This is a genomic window from Halothiobacillus neapolitanus c2 (assembly GCF_000024765.1).
In the GTDB taxonomy this organism is placed as follows: Bacteria; Pseudomonadota; Gammaproteobacteria; order Halothiobacillales; family Halothiobacillaceae; genus Halothiobacillus; species Halothiobacillus neapolitanus.
Genome location: NC_013422.1, coordinates 2,422,600 through 2,440,785, shown reverse-complemented (window position 1 = coordinate 2,440,785; position 18,186 = coordinate 2,422,600). Strand labels below are relative to the sequence as shown.

19 protein-coding genes and 1 pseudogene are annotated in these 18,186 nt (G+C 55.3%); 12 read left to right on the top strand and 8 right to left on the bottom strand.

Translation table 11 applies throughout. The features are described 5' to 3' along the window. Window positions 1–60: 60 nt before the first annotated feature. The 4 genes from HNEAP_RS11325 to HNEAP_RS11310 all read left to right on the top strand — a co-directional run bounded on the left by HNEAP_RS11325 (window position 61) and on the right by HNEAP_RS11310 (window position 4,125). Window positions 61–300, top strand: a complete 240-nt coding sequence (locus tag HNEAP_RS11325; protein ID WP_041600448.1) for a PP0621 family protein — start codon at window positions 61–63, stop codon at window positions 298–300. Window positions 301–336: 36 nt separating this feature from the next. Beyond that, a complete protein-coding gene (locus HNEAP_RS11320) occupies window positions 337–1,983 on the top strand; it encodes a sensor histidine kinase (protein ID WP_012825115.1) in 1,647 nt (548 codons plus the stop codon). A 28-nt stretch (window positions 1,984–2,011) separates the two neighbouring features. Then, the gene (locus HNEAP_RS11315; RefSeq protein WP_012825114.1) at window positions 2,012–3,493 is read left to right on the top strand and encodes a sigma-54-dependent transcriptional regulator; all 1,482 of its coding nucleotides are present in this window, start codon (window positions 2,012–2,014) and stop codon (window positions 3,491–3,493) included. Between the two features lie 257 nt (window positions 3,494–3,750). Beyond that, window positions 3,751–4,125, top strand: coding sequence for an SCP-2 sterol transfer family protein (locus HNEAP_RS11310; RefSeq protein WP_243726360.1), 375 nt, complete (start codon window positions 3,751–3,753; stop codon window positions 4,123–4,125). Between the two features lie 37 nt (window positions 4,126–4,162). Here the strand turns inward: HNEAP_RS11310 and phoR are convergent, their stop codons facing one another. Both phoR and phoB read right to left on the bottom strand, forming a co-directional pair. Further along, window positions 4,163–5,581, bottom strand: coding sequence for a phosphate regulon sensor histidine kinase PhoR (gene phoR / locus HNEAP_RS11305; RefSeq protein ID WP_012825112.1), 1,419 nt, complete (start codon window positions 5,579–5,581; stop codon window positions 4,163–4,165). Between the two features lie 6 nt (window positions 5,582–5,587). Continuing rightward, on the bottom strand, window positions 5,588–6,280 hold the full coding sequence (gene phoB / locus HNEAP_RS11300; RefSeq protein WP_012825111.1) for a phosphate regulon transcriptional regulator PhoB: 693 nt from the start codon (window positions 6,278–6,280) through the stop codon (window positions 5,588–5,590). 184 nt (window positions 6,281–6,464) lie between these two features. Here phoB and murI point away from each other — a divergent pair, with 184 nt between their 5' ends. Continuing rightward, window positions 6,465–7,331 (top strand): glutamate racemase, encoded by an 867-nt coding sequence (gene murI / locus HNEAP_RS11295; protein WP_012825110.1) that lies wholly within the window; start codon window positions 6,465–6,467, stop codon window positions 7,329–7,331. A 13-nt stretch (window positions 7,332–7,344) separates the two neighbouring features. On the opposite strand, the gene HNEAP_RS12755 is transcribed toward murI, so the two are convergent. Beyond that, window positions 7,345–7,491, bottom strand: coding sequence for a lmo0937 family membrane protein (locus tag HNEAP_RS12755; protein ID WP_012825109.1), 147 nt, complete (start codon window positions 7,489–7,491; stop codon window positions 7,345–7,347). A 132-nt stretch (window positions 7,492–7,623) separates the two neighbouring features. On the opposite strand from HNEAP_RS12755, the gene HNEAP_RS11290 reads away from it, so the two are divergent. The 3 genes from HNEAP_RS11290 (at window position 7,624) to HNEAP_RS11280 (ending at window position 9,051) form a co-directional block, all read left to right on the top strand. Next, window positions 7,624–7,908 carry a hypothetical protein gene (locus tag HNEAP_RS11290; RefSeq protein WP_133484713.1) on the top strand — a complete coding sequence of 95 codons (285 nt, stop codon included), beginning with the start codon at window positions 7,624–7,626 and terminating at the stop codon, window positions 7,906–7,908. Between the two features lie 2 nt (window positions 7,909–7,910). After that, window positions 7,911–8,126 (top strand): CsbD family protein, encoded by a 216-nt coding sequence (locus tag HNEAP_RS11285; RefSeq protein WP_012825107.1) that lies wholly within the window; start codon window positions 7,911–7,913, stop codon window positions 8,124–8,126. Window positions 8,127–8,202: 76 nt separating this feature from the next. Then, entirely contained in the window at window positions 8,203–9,051 is an 849-nt protein-coding gene (locus tag HNEAP_RS11280) for a BON domain-containing protein (RefSeq protein WP_012825106.1), read from the top strand. A gap of 61 nt (window positions 9,052–9,112) precedes the next feature. Here the strand turns inward: HNEAP_RS11280 and HNEAP_RS11275 are convergent, their stop codons facing one another. Next, window positions 9,113–9,877 (bottom strand): Crp/Fnr family transcriptional regulator, encoded by a 765-nt coding sequence (locus tag HNEAP_RS11275; RefSeq protein WP_012825105.1) that lies wholly within the window; start codon window positions 9,875–9,877, stop codon window positions 9,113–9,115. 341 nt (window positions 9,878–10,218) lie between these two features. Here HNEAP_RS11275 and HNEAP_RS11265 point away from each other — a divergent pair, with 341 nt between their 5' ends. Together HNEAP_RS11265 and HNEAP_RS11260 are read left to right on the top strand one after the other, a co-directional pair. Continuing rightward, the gene (locus HNEAP_RS11265) at window positions 10,219–10,431 is read left to right on the top strand and encodes a glycine zipper 2TM domain-containing protein (RefSeq protein WP_012825104.1); all 213 of its coding nucleotides are present in this window, start codon (window positions 10,219–10,221) and stop codon (window positions 10,429–10,431) included. Between the two features lie 84 nt (window positions 10,432–10,515). Further along, window positions 10,516–10,695: a hypothetical protein gene (locus HNEAP_RS11260; RefSeq protein WP_012825103.1), complete on the top strand. Its 180-nt coding sequence runs from the start codon at window positions 10,516–10,518 to the stop codon at window positions 10,693–10,695. A gap of 35 nt (window positions 10,696–10,730) precedes the next feature. Here the strand turns inward: HNEAP_RS11260 and tnpC are convergent. From tnpC to tnpA, 3 genes and pseudogenes are all read right to left on the bottom strand, one after another. Beyond that, window positions 10,731–12,351 (bottom strand): annotated as a pseudogene (tnpC, locus tag HNEAP_RS11255) (IS66 family transposase). Window positions 12,352–12,473: 122 nt separating this feature from the next. Then, window positions 12,474–12,812: an IS66 family insertion sequence element accessory protein TnpB gene (gene tnpB / locus HNEAP_RS11250; protein WP_012825102.1), complete on the bottom strand. Its 339-nt coding sequence runs from the start codon at window positions 12,810–12,812 to the stop codon at window positions 12,474–12,476. Continuing rightward, complete coding sequence (gene tnpA / locus HNEAP_RS12395; protein ID WP_012825101.1) at window positions 12,809–13,150, bottom strand: IS66-like element accessory protein TnpA; 342 nt, start codon at window positions 13,148–13,150, stop codon at window positions 12,809–12,811. The genes tnpB and tnpA overlap by 4 nt, the downstream gene beginning before the upstream one ends. Window positions 13,151–13,536: 386 nt before the next feature. On the opposite strand from tnpA, the gene HNEAP_RS11240 reads away from it, so the two are divergent. Then, complete coding sequence (locus HNEAP_RS11240) at window positions 13,537–15,528, top strand: Ig-like domain-containing protein (protein ID WP_012825100.1); 1,992 nt, start codon at window positions 13,537–13,539, stop codon at window positions 15,526–15,528. Between the two features lie 141 nt (window positions 15,529–15,669). Beyond that, on the top strand, window positions 15,670–16,791 hold the full coding sequence (locus HNEAP_RS11235; protein ID WP_012825099.1) for an outer membrane beta-barrel protein: 1,122 nt from the start codon (window positions 15,670–15,672) through the stop codon (window positions 16,789–16,791). A 264-nt stretch (window positions 16,792–17,055) separates the two neighbouring features. On the opposite strand, the gene HNEAP_RS11230 is transcribed toward HNEAP_RS11235, so the two are convergent. Beyond that, a complete protein-coding gene (locus tag HNEAP_RS11230) occupies window positions 17,056–18,042 on the bottom strand; it encodes a 2-hydroxyacid dehydrogenase (protein WP_012825098.1) in 987 nt (328 codons plus the stop codon). Window positions 18,043–18,186: the final 144 nt, after the last annotated feature.

The following is an 18,186-nucleotide window of genomic DNA, read 5'->3' as shown; positions in this document are numbered from 1 at the left end:
ACGATTTTCTTGATGCCAATATTCGTTTTTTTGCTTCAAACCGTTTAACTGTGAACGCCCATGTCTAAATTATTGTTTTGGATTGTTATTATCCTCGGGATCGTTGGGTATGTGGTGTACAAGCGCCGCGCTCGCTCGACCGCGCGCCTGCCGGGTGTAAAACCGCTCGATACTATGGAAACCGTCCGTTGCGCCGAGTGCGGGGTGTTCACGGCAAAAAACAAGGCGGTGATGCGCGATGGGCACTCTTTTTGCAGTTGGGAACATGCCCAGAAATGGCATGATCGCCACTCCTCGTGAACCTATGGGGGGTGCACATCCTGTGGCTTGTCATCGATGATCTCGATCCGTAATAAAAACAGTCAAGCTTACGAAAACGACAACTGGCGGGGCATTCGGCTCGTTAATGCCTACCGTGTTTTTCTTGCCTTTGCGTTCGTCGCCGCCTCCATTTCCGGCCGGGGCCCGCAGGTTTTCGGGCAGCAGGATCCCTACCTGTTCGGTTTTGTGGCTTGGGGGTATCTCGTTCTGGCGATGGGGTTCGAGTTCCTGCTCGAACTGCATGTCCTGCCGTTTCGACCGCAGGCGCATTTGCACGCGCTGGGCGACATTATTGTTCTGGTGTTCGTGATGCATGCATCGGGCGGTCCGGGTGGCGGCATTGCCTTGTTGATGATTATCGCGGTTGGCCTTTCGGCGGTTTTACTGGGCGCTACGGCTGCTATGGGTTATGCCGCCTTGGCCAGCATCTTGGTGCTGGGTGAGACGATGGTTTCCTCTCTGGTCGATCACGAAGAACGCCAGTTTGCGGCCGCTGGCTTTCTGGGATTCGCCCTGTTCGTGGTGGCGATCCTGGTGGCGACATTCGAGCAGCGCGTCCAGCGTATCGAGCGTCTGACCCGGCGCAAAGAAAAGGAAATCCATTACCTGTCCACTTTGGCCGTCCAGATTATCGAGCGTTCGCCAAATGGTATTCTGATTACCGATCCGAGCGGGCAAGTGGATTACATCAATTCGGCAGCCCGACAGTTGCTGGCGATACGTCGACGGGATGATGTCCAGGGTGATGTCCAGGGTGTTGCGAGTGATGCGCCAACCAAGCTAAGACTCAGGGATACGCATCCTGTGCTCGCAAATGCGCTGCAAAACTGGTTCGATGGGCAGATAACCGAAGGGATCGAGTACGATCAGCCGCATCGATTTCGGGCGGAATTCCACGCGCTACAAACCGAACTGGGTCAGCGGGCACTGGTGGTTCTGGTGGATTTATCCGTCGAAGATGCCCGTGTTCAGCAGAACAAACTGGCCTCATTGGGCCGGTTGACGGCGAGCATTGCCCATGAAGTGCGCAACCCGTTGTCGTCTATCCGTCAGGCCAGTGAACTGCTTGCCGATTCGACTTCGCAGGAAGAACGCGCCGAGTTGATCCCGATCATCATCCGCCACAGTGCGCGCATCAACACCTTGGTCGAAGGCGTGTTGGATGTCGCGCGCAGGCCGCAGGTGCAGCCGACCCGTATTGATTTTAACCAGTGGCTGAATGAGTTTGTCGAACTCCATCGGCTCAACTGGGATGCCAGTTCGGTCGTTTGGCAAGCCCCCGAAAAAGTCGATGCAGCCTGCGCATTGACCTTTGATGTTTCACACCTCTGGCAGATTATGGATAACCTCGTCACCAATGCTATGCGGCATGGCCGTAGTGCCGATGATGTGACTTATTTGAAAATTGCCTGTCAGCTCGCCGAGCCGGATACGGTGATGATCCGTGTCTGTGATCGCGGCCCCGGCTTGTCCGATACTGCTGTTCATTCGTTGTTCGAGCCCTTTTTCACGACACACGTCGAAGGCGTGGGGCTGGGGTTGTATGTTAGTCGGGAACTTGCCCTCTCCAATGGCGCGCAACTGTATGCCGAAGCGGCAGGAGACGATGCCGCTGGTTCGATCGGCACCTGCTTTGTGCTTCGTTGTCCGCGCGCGATATGATGGCGCTTCATGAACCGGGATTTTGTTTATGACCGCTTGCCTGATCGTTGATGATGAACTGGATATTCGCACCCTCATTGCCTTGTCGTTGCGCCGTGAAGGCGTGACTTGCCATCTGGCCGCCGATCTGGCCAGCGCGCGCGCTCAGTTGGCAGAGTCGGGCCACACGTTAAGTTTTTGTTTGACCGACATGCGCTTGCCCGATGGCGATGGGCTTGATCTGCTCGATGAGATTCGCCAGCGGTTTCCCGATTTGCCTGTCGCGGTAATTACGGCGCATGGGCAAGTGGACGCGGCCGTGCGCGCCCTCAAGGCAGGCGCATTCGATTTTGTTTCCAAACCGATCGAGCAATTGGTGCTCAAGCGCCTGTTGCGCGATGCATTAAAGGCCAGAACACTTGATTCGGCTCCTGATCAGTCATCTCAGCATGCGTTAGGGTCGAGCGCATCCGGGCAAGACGCGGCGCCCAGAGAAGGTCCTTTCGATGCTGGCCCGAACGCGGCTGACATGGGGCAGGGCGCGGCCAAATCACCATTGATTGGCCCGTCGCGTGCCATGCAGATGCTGCGTGAAACCATTGCCAAGGTGGCGCGATCTCAGGCACCGGTGTTCATCTGCGGCGAGTCGGGCACAGGCAAAGAGCTGGTGGCGCGACAGATCCATGAACTCAGTGGTCGGGCCGACGGCCCTTTCATTCCGGTCAACTGCGGTGCCATTCCGGCTGAATTGATCGAGAGCGAGTTGTTCGGCCACAAGAAAGGTGCTTTCACGGGCGCGCATCAGGCGCATGAAGGGCTTTTTCGTGCGGCGGAAGGCGGGAGCCTGTTTCTGGACGAAGTGGCCGATTTGCCGCTGGGTTTGCAGGTCAAGTTGCTGCGCGCCATTCAGGAGCGCAAGGTGCGCCCGGTGGGTGAGTATGCCGAAGTCCCCATTGATGTGCGCATCATCTCCGCATCGCATCAGGACTTGAATGCGGCGGTGCGCGATGGGCGCTTCCGGCACGATTTGTTTTACCGCCTCAATGTGATCGAGCTACGCGTGCCGCCGCTGCGCGCGCGCTTGGAAGATCTCCCCGCGCTCTGTGCCCATATCCTGGGCAAGCTGGCTGAGCGCGAGCACCGCCCACCCCCGCACCTCACTCCGGAGGCATTGAGTTGGCTGGCCCAGCAGTCATTTGAGGGGAATGTTCGGGGATTGGAGAATCTACTGGAGCGGGCCATCGCGTTGACCGAGGGTGATCTGCTTGGCGTTTCCGCACTGACCGATTTCCCGGGGGACAATTCGTTTGACTCTTCGGCCGAGCAGAATGGTCTTCATTTGGGTTCACCACCGGACGTCAAATCGACTTGGGGCGCTACGCCGCCGAGCAGCGCATTGGAAGCCGAAGAGCAGCGGCAGGTGCTCAGCGCGCTGGAAATGACCCGGTGGAATCGCAGCGAGGCGGCCCGACGTTTGGGGTTGAGCTTGCGGCAACTCCGCTATCGGCTGGCCAAATGGGGCGTCGAATAAGTCAGCCGTGTCTGCAGGTCCCGCGGGTGTTTTATGTGGCGCGCAACGACAAGTTTCGCTCGATTCATCAGAGAATAACTAATTTAGTATTAACGAATTTACTTGGACAGGCTCGGGGATGAGCGAATAATCCAAGCATCGGGCAAGAGGCCCGTGAAAATAGGTGATTGGTGAAGCGCTTAGGCGCAACGCCAATTATTGAGGGAGTTACCCAGCTTGGAGGCGGTAATAAGATGGAATTGTTTGGAACGGAGTGGATGAATGCATATCAACAACAATGGAATGGGGCGCCGGAAGTTGCCGGTGCGTTAGCCAATTCTGGTTTTTCGACGACGATCGGGGTCGGTTTCCCTGAGGACCCAGAACCCAAGGCTTATGTTCGTGTTGAACAGGGAATGATCGTTTACGCCGGTGCCTATGACGGCAGCGAACTGCACTGGGACATGCGTGCTACGCCCGAGCAATGGGAGAAGTGGCAGGATTCCCCACCGGGTATGGTGGGACTCGGATCTGCAGTGGCCTTGGGGCGACTGAAATTTTTTGCTGGTGATTACGCCACCATGATCAAGAACCCTGCGTTGGCTGGTCCATTCGTGAAAAGCTTTGGTCTGATGGGAAAAGTGACGGCCTGAGCCATCTAACGCATGTCCCATTCTAAATTAACGCCCTTTATTGGGCGTTTTTCATGCCTGCTGTCAGACTCGGCGAGTTGTGGCGCTCGGCGCGCGAGGCAGGGAAGGTGACCCGGAACACGCTGCCCTGATTCAGTTGACTGGTGATGTCCAACTTGGCATCGTGTCTGAGAATCACATGCTTGACGATCGCAAGACCGAGCCCCGTGCCGCCGCGCGTGCGCGAACGGGCCACATCGATTCGATAGAACCGTTCGGTGAGTCGGGGAATGTGCCGTGGTTCGATACCGATGCCGGTGTCCTGCGATTCGAATACGGGTTGGCCTTTCTCGTTCTGATACCAGCGAATCGTGATTGTCCCGCCGCCAGGGGTATATTTGACGGCGTTGAAGACCAAATTCGACAGGGCGGAATGCAGCTCTCTCAGGATGCCGATTAGCCATAGTCCTGGGTCTACTTCCAGCTGAATTTGATGCTGTTCTGCGCCGGAGAGCAATTGCGCATCATGAGCGACGGTTTCGAGCAGGCTTCGCATGTCGATGGACTCGAAATACTCCTCGTCGGGCCGCGAGGTTTCCAATCGCGAAAGCAGCAACAGATCTTCGACGATGCGCCGCATGCGCTCCGATTGCTGATGCATATTGGTGAGAATGCGGAACATTTCGCCCTGCGTATCTTCTTCGCTGTCGAGCAAAGTTTCGAGGTAACCCGCCAGCACGGTCAGCGGTGTGCGCAATTCATGCGACACGTTGGCCACGAAATCCTGCCGCACCCCCTGAAGTCGATAGAGCGCCGTCACGTCCCGCCCGATCAGCAGGCTGCGATCCTCGCCATAGGGTTCCATGCGCAGATTCAGCGCACGGTGCTCATCGCCCGGGGATTGGAATTCCAGTACACGCCCCGAAGCGCCTTCGCCCAACCAATTCACGAAAGTGGGGTTGCGTATCAGGTTGTCGATACGTAGGCCCACATCGTTCTGCGTCAGATTCAGCAGATCGCAGGCGGCATCGTTCAACCACTCGATTTCACGCAACGGGGACAGCACCACCATCGCATCCGGTACCGACATGGCGGAGCGATGGTAGCGCTTCAACAAATCGACCAGCTTGCGTTGTCGCCGAACCCAGGAGGCGCGTACACGGCGTTGGCGATCCTGAATCAGGCCGGTCAGACCGTAGGTTGTCTGACCGGTGAATTGACGCCGGACGTTACGCGCCAGACGCATCAACCGATACAGCAGCGAGAGGGCGTAACAGGCAAACGTGAGGGCGATGGCCCAGCTGATTGCGCCACCCAACATGAACAGAACCCCGCCCGGCACGGCCGAGAGCAGGAGTAACAGCAATTCCTGCCGCCAGCGTGCGGCGTTCAGGCGCCATATCCGGTCTTGGTGCCTGTATCGAGCAGTGGGAGATCGATCGGGTCGTTTGACGGTGTTGAGTATTTTCTGCGGCACGATCGATCAGGCTTTGCTGGATAGCCGGTAGCCGACGCCACGTACCGTTTGAATCAGGGCATCGAACCCGCTGGGCACCAGGGCCTTGCGCAGCCGCAGGATGTGGACATCGACGGTACGCTCTTCCACATAGGCGTTGCGGCCCCAGATGCGGTCGAGCAATTGCGTCCGGCTGAACACGCGCTCCGGGTGCGTCATGAAGAAGGTCAGAAGACGAAATTCGGTCGGGCCAACTTCGATATCGACACTGCCGCCCGTCACCCGATGGCTTTCCGGATCAAGCCGCAAGCCCGCCACTTCGATCACGCCACCTTCGCTATCGGGTGATGCGCGACGCAGAACAGCCTTGATGCGCGCCATCAATTCCCGAGGTGAAAAGGGTTTGGTGATGTAGTCATCGGCACCGGCTTCGAGGCCGCTGACCTTGTCTTCTTCCTCGCCGCGCGCGGTCAACATGACGATCGGTACGTCTCGAGTGATTTCGTCGCGTTTCATGCGCCGGGCGAACTCGATGCCGCTGGCACCCGGAAGCATCCAGTCCAGCAAGACCAGATCCGGTAGTTTGTGCGAGAGTTGTTCGAACGCTTCGGAAACATCGCTCGCTTCGATCAGATCGTAGCCCGCGCGCCCGAGGGCGAACGTCACCATCTCCCGAATGGGTTTCTCGTCTTCAACGATCAAAATTGTTTTGCGTGCCATGATGAATGCTCGTGTTGCAGGGTGATGACTATTTGACCGCAAGGGAATGACACGATTATGACAATATGACAAACCGCCCGATTCTCCAAGCAGGGAACTTCCAAATAATCGCCATCTTTTTGTATGTTTTCTGCATAATCCCAATAAACTGGGCAAAATCGCCTGGCACTCACACGAATGCACTGTGAAAACAACTAATCTCACCTCCTCGATTCTCAGCCCCTCGGCGCCCATCGGCATTTTCGACTCGGGTGTGGGCGGCCTTTCTGTTTATCAGGCGGTTCGCCATGCGCTCCCTGCGGAAGACATTATCTACATTGCCGATTCAGGCCATGCACCGTATGGAGATCGCTCATCCGACTTCATCACAGAACGCGCGGTTGCCATGACCGGGTTTCTTGTCGCCGCGGGGGCAAAGGCCGTGGTTGTCGCCTGCAATACGGCGACGGTCATCGCCGTGGCGCAACTGCGCAGGCAATTCTCGATTCCCATCATCGCGCTGGAACCGGCGATCAAACCCGCGATAGAACATTCCCGGTCGGGAACCATCGGCGTGCTCGCCACCCGCAAAACGATCGAGAGCCCGGCCGTAGAGCGCTTGTGCCGCATACACGGGGCCAACACGCGCGTGCTTCTTCAACCGTGCCCCGGGTTTGTGGAGCAGGTCGAGCGGGGGGAAATGGAACATCCGAAGACTTACGAACTCATTCGTCGCTACGTCGAACCGCTGCTCGCGTCCGGGGCGGACACGCTGGTGCTGGGATGCACGCACTATGTGTATCTGGCTCAGCAGATCAGAGCCATCGTTGGGCCGGATGTGACCATACTGGATTCGTCGGCCGCCGTAGCCAGACAGGTCGGGCGGCGCATCGGCTCATCCAGCGTCGCCGCATCGGACGGTCGGATCACCGAGGATCAGTTCTTCACCACCGCAGCATCGACAGATCATGCGCGCACGGTCATGTCCACACTACTGGGGCGTGCAGTCGATGTACGGTCTGCCCAAAGCACAAGCACCGCCTGGTCTTGTACACACGCGGCGGTTCCCTAGTGTACTGGGATGGTTATATTCTGCGTCCCTGAATAACCCGCACCAAAATTACGATAATCGCAAAAATCAATAAAATATGGATAAACCCGCCCATGGTGTACGAGGTAACCAATCCCAGCGCCCAAAGAATCAAGAGCACAACCGCAATTGTTTCAAGCATAAATTTCTCCCTTTTGATGATGATTGAACCCTACGCTACCGCACACCCGTGCTGCTGATCTGTGCGGTGCCCCACCAACGCGTTTTATTTATCATGCGATTTGGCGATTATTAACGGGGCGAATTTTTCTGCGTGCGCTGGCGTACAGACACCTTGGCCCAAGTAGCGCATCTTGAGTTGCCGATTAGCACACTTAAAACTGCCGGCAAAAGGAAGAATATGTCACCGCCCATCAAGGCTAATTCAGACATCAATGGCTCCCCACCCGATAAACCGGGGCACAGCACGCCCGTAGAAGCACATGTTAAGCCAACCAAAACTGGCGTTGGCTTTCATCTGGCTAATCATTCTGTGCTCAAGCAATCCAAAATGCCGCGTGCGTTACACGGTAAAAAATCCATTCAAGGAAAAAAATAGTCATGAGCTTACCAACCAGTACAGAGCAATTAAAAGGCCAATGGAAGCAACACGTCGGCGCCGCGAAAGTGGCATGGGGCAAGTTGACGGAAGATGAGTTTTTACAACTCGAAGGTCAACAAGACAAACTGACCGGGCTAATCCAAGAGCGTTATGCCATCAGCCGTGATGAGGCGCATAAACAAGTCAAAGATTTTATGGATAAGCATAATTTCTAAACCTGATTTGGCCGAATTTAATATGGGTATTGGGTTTTTCCTTTACCCTTGCTTCTAATTTAATACCGAGATAAAAATGATTAAATCACACACGATTTTACGCTCATCTGTGTTGGCTATCGCTATAACATTGGCTTTAGGCTCATTAACAGGGGTGGCGAATGCCGAAGATACCGTAACCCAAAATATGACCGATGTTCGCCAAGAAACCCAAATTTGGACAACCTATGCGTTAAGCCCGTATTTAAGGGCTAACGATTTACGCGTATCCGTTCAAAATGGCAAAGCCACATTAACCGGTACGGTGGATGACGGCGTAACCAAAGACCTCGCCACGCAAATTGCACTCGGGGTTGATGGCATTAAAGATGTCGATAACCAAATTGTAGTGAATGCCGATTTTGTGCCTCCGGCTCAGTCTACAACCCGCAGCTATGGCGAGGCTATTGATGATGCCTCCATCACAGCGGCGATTAAAGCCAAATTATTATGGAGCAAATATGCCAGCGGTTTGACCACGAGTGTTGAAACCAAGGCGGGTAGGGTGACCCTAAGCGGCACAGCAACCAGCAAACAGGCGAAAGAGGCCGCGCAAAACTTGGCCATGAATACGCAGGGCGTGCTGTCGGTTAATAATCAAATCAAGGTTGAAGCGCCCAAGCCGTCGCTGGGCGACAAAGCCAAAAGCGCGTTGAGCGATGCAGGCACCGCAATTTCGGATGCGTGGATTACAACCAAAGTAAACTCCACTTTTTTATATTCCAGCAATGTGCACAGCGGTGCTATTTCGGTTGCTACTAAAGATGGCGTAGTAAAACTCACCGGCAAAACACAAACGGGAGCCGAACGCGCATTGGCCATTGAACTCGCCCAAAACGTGCAAGGCGTTAAACGGGTAGACGCCAAGGCGCTGACCCACAATTAAACGAATTGTGGTTGGTGGTAAAATCTATCACCCAGATCGCGTTGCAGGTTATTACCCCCTATCAATCAGGCTGTATGCGACCCGCGCATGCTGCCTGATTAGCGACTGAATAGGGCAATAGCCGATCAGTTTCCTTTTTTACTACTGCATAGCACTCACAACTTTGTTGCTCTAACTTTTTGCGATTCAAAATAGTGATGTGCCCGCGCTGGTATTCAATAATACCGAGCTTTTGTAGCTTGCCCGCCGCTTCGGTCACGCCTTCACGGCGCACACCGAGCATATTGGCGATTAATTCTTGCGTCATGACAAGTTCATTGCCATTGAGCCGATCCATCGAAAGCAATAACCACCGGCATAATTGCTGAACAATCGAGTGGTGGCGGTTGCATACGGCTGTTTGCGCCATCTGGGTGAATAACGATTGCGTATACCGCAGCACCAATTCGAGCAAATCCCCATGTCGATGAAATTCTTCTTTGATTTTTTTACCGCAAAGCCGGTAGCCAAAACCCGCACTTTGCACCACGGCGCGATTAGTGACGCTATCGCCACCCATAAATAAAGAAATACCCACCAACCCCTCATTACCCACCACGGCAATCTCGGCTGAAGCGCCATTTTCCATCACATACAACAACGAAACGATCGCGTCGGTCGGAAAATAAACATATTGCTGGGTATCGCCTGATTCATAGAGCACTTGCCCCAATACCAGCGGGACTAACTCTAAATTGGGGTATAAGCGCTCATAGACCACTTTTGGAAATGCATTCAGCAAGCGGTTTTGGCAAGGATCGCTCTTTTTAGCTAGAAGGTTAGGCATGAATAAACACTCAATAATTTGCCCTCGCACGTTGCATCAGTAACGCAGAGGAATGATCGATTTAAGAAGCCGCACAACGGGCAAAAGCCTATTGAAAAATAATCTGTACCGCATCGTGCTGATAACCCTGAGAAAACCTGAATAATATCTGGGTTTTCAGCCACATGTCGTATTGATACCGCCGTTGAATTTCAAAACCGCGAAAACATCCAGCACGCCCTATGTGCGCCATCAGACAGACGCCCATTTTTTTTGGAACTATCCCCAAAAAATGTCCGAAATAGCCTTGTGCCAATTTCGGGACGCGCCAAAACCATCCGAACTTTACAGGAAATGACTTTATGCACCTCATTAAAAAAATCGCTTTATCTGCCGTCGCTGGCGCACTGGTGCTCAACATGGCCGGTTGTGCGGGTATGACTCAGCGTGATCAAAACACGGCCATTGGTGCCGGCGTTGGCGCGGTCGGTGGCTCTGTGCTCACCGGTGGCAGCGCACTGGGCACGGTGGGTGGCGCGGCCGTGGGCGGCGTGATTGGCAACCGGGTTCAATAACCATTCTTTATTTGGCATTTGTTACCCACAACTGGACACGGCCAAACCTTTTATTTTTTTTGCAAGGGAAACAAGGCGAACCTTATGAATACACTCGGAAAAACAATCACCACTTTTGCCCTGACCGGCATGCTGATGGCAATGCTATCTGGCTGCAGCAAGCCTGAAGGCCCCGCTGAAAAAGCGGGCAAGGCCTTGGATGGCGCGGTCGATAAAACCGGGCAGCAAATCGAAAAAGCGGGCGACCAACTCCAAGACAAGTAAGCGTCCAGCCGCTCCACCTTTGAAACTTGGGTCGTTTATGCTTTCTGCCTGAAGGGCAACAGTTCATCGATGCGGCTGTTGGGCCAGGTGGGTAGTTTTTCGAGGGTGTCTTTCAACCAGGCAGCCGGTTCAATGTCGTTGAGCTTGGCGGTGGCGAACAGACTCTGAATCGCTGCCGCACGTTTGCCTGCCCGTTCACTGCCGGCGAACAACCAGTTCTTCTTGCCGAGGGCAATCGGACGAATGGCATTTTCTATCGGGTTGTTGTCGATCGGTAGGTGGCCGGTTTGGGCGTAGCGGATCAATGCCGGCCAGCGCTTCTTGGTATAGTCAATGGCCTTGGCCAGTGCGCCGCCGTTGGCCACACCGGGCCGCAGGCCAGTGAGCCACTGGTGCATGTCCTGCAACTGCGGCAGGCTGTGCAGGGCACGGTGTTGCATCCGCCCCGCAATGTCCATGCCTTGGGCCTCTTCTTCTGCAAGATACAACCGGGCAATCCGCGACAGTGCCTCGTGCGCAACCGGATGATTGCTGGCCTTGTGCAGATCAAAGAACTTGCGCCGGGCATGGGCCCAGCAGCCAAGCTCGGTCACGCCCGCACGGAACAGGGCTTTGTACCCGCTGTAGTCATCGACCATCAAGGTGCCTTGCCCATTGGTTGGTCCATTGGTTGGTCCATTGGTTGGTACATTGGTTGGTCCATTGGTTGGTCCATTGGTTGGTCCATTGGCTGGCCAGTGCTGAAGAAACTCGGCGGCATGTTGACCACTGCGGCCGGTTTGATAGTCGAACACCACGATCGGCGGCCCCGCATCCAGGCTATTGCTGCGATAGGCCCAAAGATAAGCTCCCAGATAGATAACTTGGGGTTTTACCGGCCAGCGGATCGAGTTGCTGTACCGGGGTTTCATCGGCATGCAGTACCGCCCGCTGTTTGAGTAATTCACTCAAGCGATCGGCCAGGGGTTGCAGAGCCACACCGATGCGGCCAATCCATTCACTCATCGTGCTGCGTGAGAGATGCACATCACTACGCTGGGCAATCTGTTCTAACCGATAGAGCGGCAGGTGATCGACATATTTGCTGACCGCCACCCAGGCCAGCAGGCCAGGGGCGGCCATACCGCCATCGATGATGGTGGGTGCGCTGGGTTCGGCCGTGATGGTTTGACAGGATCGGCAGGCGTATTTGGGATAGACATGCCGTTCGACAAAGAATCGGGCGGGAATGATATTGAGCTTTTCGGTGACGTCCTCACCGATCTTGACCAGATGGGCACCACACTGGCCGCACTGACAGGAATCGGGTTCATGGACATGGGTTTCACGCGGCAGATGATCGGGCAGAGGCTGCCGACCGGCCTTACGGCGGGGTTTAGGCGGGGCATCTGCCGGGGGTGATAACTCGGCCTCAACGGCAGCGATGTCCTCGGCCAGATCGTCTTCGAACAGGTGCAGTTGCTCGGCACTCATGGCCTCGGTTTTGGCCCCGAAGCGGATACGGCGGTAATACGCCAGTTCATGGGTGAGTGCCTTGATCTTGATGTCTTTGGCATGAAGATTTTGGGTTAAATGGCGGATGTCTTGATTGCGTTGCACCAGTGCCGCATCAAGTTTTGCCAACTCAGAATCCCGCAGTTCCAGTTGCGCAATCAGCCACGCCACGGAGGGCGTTTCAGGGGATGAATGACCGGTTTCTGCGTTTGAAATCATGAGGTTGATTATACCAAACCCCAGGCTGCATGTGCTGATTTTTCAAGACGAAATCCTGAAAAATCTCACACTTGCCAGTGGGCCTGTGGCTTGGCGCAGAGCCTCTGCCAGTCAACCCCGGTGGTCAGCCACTGCCAGTGTTCGGCACTCATGATAAACCGATCATCCCCGGGCTTTGGCCAATAAAAATGCCCCCGGTGCAACCGGCGCTGACAGAGCCACACCCCCGTGCCATCCCAGATCAGAAGTTTGAGTCGGGATCGGGCGCGGTTGGTAAACCCATAAGCGGTACCATCACAAGGGGACCGGTGCAGCAGGGATTGCACCTGTTGCGACAGGCGTTCAATACCCCAGCGCATATCCACCGGTTCCACGATCAGGAACACCTGTTCGGGGCGAATCATTTGAGCCACCGCCCGAGCAGGCGGGCACAGGCATCTACACGGGATGCCGGGCAGTGGATCGTGACACGAGCCGAGCTCGTGTTAATCTCAAGACTCAAAGCATCGTCGGTTGGCACAGCGACCGGTGCGGCAAGCTCAATCGGCACCAGAGTCGGTACTGATCGGGGCATCGAGCCTGCCTGTTGACGAATCCAGCGACGCAACAGGTTGGCATTCACCCCGTGCGCCAGTGCCACACCGGCAACCGATGCACCGGGTTGCTGACATAGGGTAATCAGTTGAGCCTTGAATTCAGCAGGATGGTAGCGCCGCTGGCGAGCAGATGGTGTCGGGTTCATAAAAGTGTCCACTAAAAATAGGTGGACACTTTGTACCCTACTCTATACCCGTCAGAACAGGTGGGGCGGCCGGACGCTTACCAAGACAAGAGCAACGGTGCAACACCTTAAGCAAGCTTTATAGCCCCTCGTGCAGTGTGCACGCCTCAAACAACTGGCACCCGTTTGAAATACCCATGGCACCCCTTGTTGGGGCGTTGGAGGTATTGGGTATTTTCAAGCTCCGCACCAGGATTTTTAGCACTACGTGTGCTAACGCACAGAGTTTATCCCCGTAAGTTGCAACACTTAGCAGCAAATAAACACTCTGCGGTTCTTGCAAGTGCTTATTGAGCGCTGATGGGCTCCTGTCAACAATGACTCTTAAGATTAGATAAGGATTAAAAATGAAAAAATTTGAACGCTTTTACAAGCCATTGCCTTGGCTATCCGCCTTGGCGTTGACTGCGTTATTGGCCGGTTGTGGCGGCGGCGGGCAAGCGCCCATTTTAGGCGCCGGTGGTGCTGTGCAAGCGCCAGCGCCTGCTGTACCACCTGTCGTACCGCCTGTTATACCGCCGGTTGTACCGCCAGCGCCGCCCACCGTAACCGCTGTCGCCCCCCTCCACAACGCCACGGGTGTCCCGGTAAACAACACACTGATTACCGCTGCATTTAGTGAGCCCATGGCAGCCATCACCGGTGGCGCAAGTTTCACTGTTACCTGTGCCGCGCCTTGTGTTAGCCCCGCCGGTACAGTTACCCTCGATAGCACCAACCGGGTGGCAACGTTCGCATCACCCACCGATCTTACCGCCGCAACCCAATATACGGCCACGGTAACCGGGGCTACGAGTTTGGCCTCGGGTTTAGCTTTAGCAGCGCCTTATGTGTGGCGATTTACCACCGGGATCACGTCAGATACCACGCGCCCCAGCGTCATTTACACCGTACCGGTTACCACCATTCCGGGCCCAACCGCGAATGTTGCAGCGAACACGGCAATAACAGCTACTTTTTCAGAGGCGATGGCCCCCGCGTCGATCACAGCCAGCGGAACCTTTGCTTTAACCTGTGCCGCACCTTGTGTTTCCCCTGTATCGGGTGTTGTCACGTACGATGTCGGGAGCAAAACGGCGATTTTCCGCCCCAATGCGGTGCTTGACAATGGCACAACCTACACGGGAACCATCACCACGGCAGCAACCGATGTAGCCGGCAATGCTCTGGCGGGTAATCAAGCGCCCCTGCCGGCAGCCAGCAATTACGTTTGGCAATTTACGACCACCACACCCGATACCACACCGCCCACAATCGTGCTGGAAAACCCGGCTGATCAGGCCACTAATGTGGCTCTGAATACGCCGGTTAATGCCACATTTAGTGAGGCAATGGATCCGTTAACGCTGACGACGGCCAATTTCTCGCTCCAGGTGAGTGGCCCGCCGATCGGTACGCCGTTAACCGGCGCCGTGAGTTATAACCCGCAAACCCTGGTTGCCTCGTTCACCCCGGCCAGTGACTTGCTTGCCAACACAACCTACACGGCCACCATTACCGGTGCCAAAGATTTAGCCGGTAATGCACTGGCACCCGGCAGCATGCCTAATCCATGGACTTTCACCACCGGCAGCGGGCTTGCACCGGGCGCGGTTTCATTGGGTTCAGCCAGCACCTTTGGTAATTTGGGCGGCACGGCAGGCACCACTAATCAAGGTATCAATACCGTGATCAATGGGGATCTTGGCACGACGGCCACCACGACCACCTCTGTGACCGGGTTTCATGATGCGCTCGATATTTATACCGAAACCGGCTCAAATATCGGCACGGTTAACGGTAAGATTTATACCTGCACCACATCGACCACCGGCCCTACGGCTGTGACGGTTAACCCAACCTCATGCAACATTGCAACTCAAGCGCTTAGCGATGCGCAAACAGCCTACAACAAGCTAACCCCGGCCCAGCTGCCAGGTGGCCTTGATTTGGGTACAGATCAACTGGGCGGCTTAACTTTGGCACCGGGTATTTACCAGTCAGCACTGGGCTCCTACCAAATCACCGGCTCTAATCTCGTATTGGATGGCCAAGGCAATGCGAACGCGGTGTGGGTATTCCAGATGGCCAGCACATTGACCGTTGGCGGCCCCGGCTTACCCATGAGCGTTCAGCTGATTAACGGCGCGCAAGCTAAAAATGTGTTTTGGCAAGTGGGTAGCTCAGCCACCATTAATGCGGCAGGCGGCGGCACCATGGTGGGCAATATCTTGGCCTATGCCGGTGTTGCATTCTCCACGGCCGGGAATGCGGCCTTAGTGACGCTCAATGGCCGCGCGGTGGGATTAAATGCATCGCTCACCATGACCAATACCGTGATTAACGTCCCTGCGCCTTAACACAGAGCGTTGTTCTCCATGCCCAGCCTGTGGCATTCCCATCGGCTGGCTCAATGAGGCAAGGAGCAAAACCATGAATAACAACCCATTACCCGAGATCACTGCATTGATTCAATGCATATCATCCGCTTGGAGCAAAAAATGAAACTAAGAAAAGTTAAAAGCAGCCAAATAACGGCTACTTTGAGTTTATTGGTCATCGCCATGATGGCAGGCCCGATGGCCGCGGCAGATGATTCTGGCTGGTACATTGGCGCCAATGCAGGGCAATCGCGCGCGACGATCGATAATGACCGCATCACGCGCAATCTTTTGGGCTCGGGCTTCACCACAAACGCCCTCACCAATGATGATCGCAGCATCGGCTACAAGTTGTACGGGGGTTATCAGTTCAATCGCTATTTCGCCCTGGAAGGTGGCTACTTTAATTTGGGTAAATTTGGTTATACGGCCTACACCACACCACAAGGCACTTTAACCGGCGAGATCAAACTCCAAGGGGTGAACTTGGATGTGGTGGGATTGTGGCCCATTACCGACAAGTTTTCGCTATTTGGCCGAGTCGGTGTGAACTATGCCAAGGCGCAGGATCAATTTGTCGGCACCGGTGCCGTGCTGGTGACCAACCCAAGCCCCAGCGCGCGCGATACCAATTACAAGTTTGGCGTGGGGGTGCAATACGCCCTGACCGAATCATTGGATGTGCGCGCTGAAGTCGAACGCTATCGGATTAACGACGCGGTCGGCAATAAAGGGGATATTGATTTAATCTCGGCGGGCCTGGTCTATCGTTTTGGCCAGAAAGCCCGCGAGCCGGCTTTGGCACCCGCCCCGCTTGCCGCTATTGCAACGCCAGCCCCTGTGGTTGAACGACACGCGCCCAAGAAAGTGACGCTCAGTGCCGATTCGCTGTTTGATTTCAATAAATCGGTTGTAAAACCAGCAGGTAAGCGGGCGCTTGATCAATTGGCTCGCGATTTAAATGGTACTGATTATGATCAAATCATGGTCATCGGCCACACGGATCGAATTGGCTCCCATGCTTATAATTTGAAGCTTTCAACCCGTCGCGCCGAAGCGGTCAAAGATTATCTGATTAGCTCCGGGCAAATCCCTGCCCATAAAATCAGCGCCAAAGGCGTTGATGGTGCGGATCCCGTGACCAAACCAGGCGATTGCGTGGGCTCAAAAGCCACCCCTGCGCTCATTGCCTGCTTACAACCCGATCGTCGGGTTGAAGTGGATGTTTCAGGTACGAAATAAGCGCGGATCGCATCTGCCCGAGTGCGGGCAATTTCTGCCTCTTATTTTTAAGGGCACCTCGGAAAATCTTTCGCGGTGCCCTTAATTTATAAGGCCGTGCCCGTGTTCTACCCATCCCATCACGCACAACTTATGGCGCATAGCCTCGCGAGCGAATCTGGGCCTTGCGGCGAAAAGGGAATCTCTGAACGCGGGCTTACACCTGCTTCGCATTATGCGGGCGTTCATAAGCCGGCGTGCGGGCCGATCACGGATGGCTTGTGTTTACAGGCGATTCGGGCAGGGCTCACCCGCTTCAACCTGCTTGAGATTATTCAGCGTGGTCTCGGCAATGGCGTCGATCGCCTCTCGGGTGAAAAAACCCTGATGGGCGGTAACCAGTACATTGGGGAAGGTCATCAGGCGTTCAAGCACATCATCCTGAATGATCTCCTCGGAGTGATCTTCGAAGAACAGATTTTCTTCCTGTTCGTACACATCCAGGCCCAACGCCCCGATGTGGCCGCGCTTGAGCGCTGCGATCACTGCACGGGTGTCGATCAAAGCCCCGCGACCCGTATTGATCAGCATGGCACCGCGCTTCATCTTGCCGATCGCCTTCGAATCGATGAGGTGGCGTGTTTCCTCACTGAGCGGGCAGTGCAGGCTGATGATGTCGCTTTGCGGCAGTAGTTCATCCAGCGAGACATACCGCACGCCCAGCGCCTTGCATTCATCGTTCGGATACAGATCGTATGCAAGCACGGTGCAGCCGAAGCCGAGCATGATGCGGGCCAGTACGGTGCCGATGCGCCCGGTGCCAACGATGCCGACCGTCTTGCCGTTCATATCGAACCCGAGCAGGCCATTGAGCGCGAAATTGCCTTCGCGCACCCGGTTATAGGCCCGATGGGTATGGCGGTTGAGCGTCAGCATCATCGCCACCGCATGCTCGGCCACGGCATAAGGTGAGTACGCCGGCACCCGCACCACATCAATGCCCACTTCACGCGCGGCTGGCAGATCGACGTTGTTGAAGCCGGCATAACGCAGGGCAACGACCTTGACGCCCCGCCCCGCCAGACAGCGCAGCAGATGCGCGTCGATCTGATCGTGCACAAACACACAGACGGCCTCGGCATTTTCTGCCAGGCTGCATGTTTGGAGATTTAGTGCCGCTTCAAAGAATTGCAGTTCATGCCCGAAAGCCGCATTGGCTCGGGTCAGACTTTCCTTATCGTAGGGTTTGCTACTGAACACGGCAACACGCATGGCGAAATCTCCTACTGCTGAATCAAGAATCGGAACGCATCAAGCTTATCGCAAAGAGTGCCGATGCTCCGGTACGATTGCCGACATAGGGGCCTATCGGACTGTGATGGCGAGATGGTTTAAACTAGGGAGTTCTCTTCTATA

Bases quoted from the DNA above. Each gene is read 5' to 3' on its own strand.
- HNEAP_RS11325 (WP_041600448.1), top strand. From the start codon at position 61: ATGTCTAAATTATTGTTTTGGATTGTTATTATCCTCGGGATCGTTGGG.
- HNEAP_RS11320 (WP_012825115.1), top strand. From the start codon at position 337: ATGATCTCGATCCGTAATAAAAACAGTCAAGCTTACGAAAACGACAAC.
- HNEAP_RS11315 (WP_012825114.1), top strand. From the start codon at position 2,012: ATGACCGCTTGCCTGATCGTTGATGATGAACTGGATATTCGCACCCTC.
- HNEAP_RS11310 (WP_243726360.1), top strand. From the start codon at position 3,751: ATGAATGCATATCAACAACAATGGAATGGGGCGCCGGAAGTTGCCGGT.
- phoB (WP_012825111.1), bottom strand. From the start codon at position 6,280: ATGGCACGCAAAACAATTTTGATCGTTGAAGACGAGAAACCCATTCGG.
- HNEAP_RS12755 (WP_012825109.1), bottom strand. From the start codon at position 7,491: ATGCTTGAAACAATTGCGGTTGTGCTCTTGATTCTTTGGGCGCTGGGA.
- HNEAP_RS11285 (WP_012825107.1), top strand. From the start codon at position 7,911: ATGAGCTTACCAACCAGTACAGAGCAATTAAAAGGCCAATGGAAGCAA.
- HNEAP_RS11280 (WP_012825106.1), top strand. From the start codon at position 8,203: ATGATTAAATCACACACGATTTTACGCTCATCTGTGTTGGCTATCGCT.
- HNEAP_RS11275 (WP_012825105.1), bottom strand. From the start codon at position 9,877: ATGCCTAACCTTCTAGCTAAAAAGAGCGATCCTTGCCAAAACCGCTTG.
- HNEAP_RS11265 (WP_012825104.1), top strand. From the start codon at position 10,219: ATGCACCTCATTAAAAAAATCGCTTTATCTGCCGTCGCTGGCGCACTG.
- HNEAP_RS11260 (WP_012825103.1), top strand. From the start codon at position 10,516: ATGAATACACTCGGAAAAACAATCACCACTTTTGCCCTGACCGGCATG.
- tnpB (WP_012825102.1), bottom strand. From the start codon at position 12,812: ATGATTCGCCCCGAACAGGTGTTCCTGATCGTGGAACCGGTGGATATG.
- tnpA (WP_012825101.1), bottom strand. From the start codon at position 13,150: ATGAACCCGACACCATCTGCTCGCCAGCGGCGCTACCATCCTGCTGAA.
- HNEAP_RS11240 (WP_012825100.1), top strand. From the start codon at position 13,537: ATGAAAAAATTTGAACGCTTTTACAAGCCATTGCCTTGGCTATCCGCC.
- HNEAP_RS11235 (WP_012825099.1), top strand. From the start codon at position 15,670: ATGAAACTAAGAAAAGTTAAAAGCAGCCAAATAACGGCTACTTTGAGT.
- HNEAP_RS11230 (WP_012825098.1), bottom strand. From the start codon at position 18,042: ATGCGTGTTGCCGTGTTCAGTAGCAAACCCTACGATAAGGAAAGTCTG.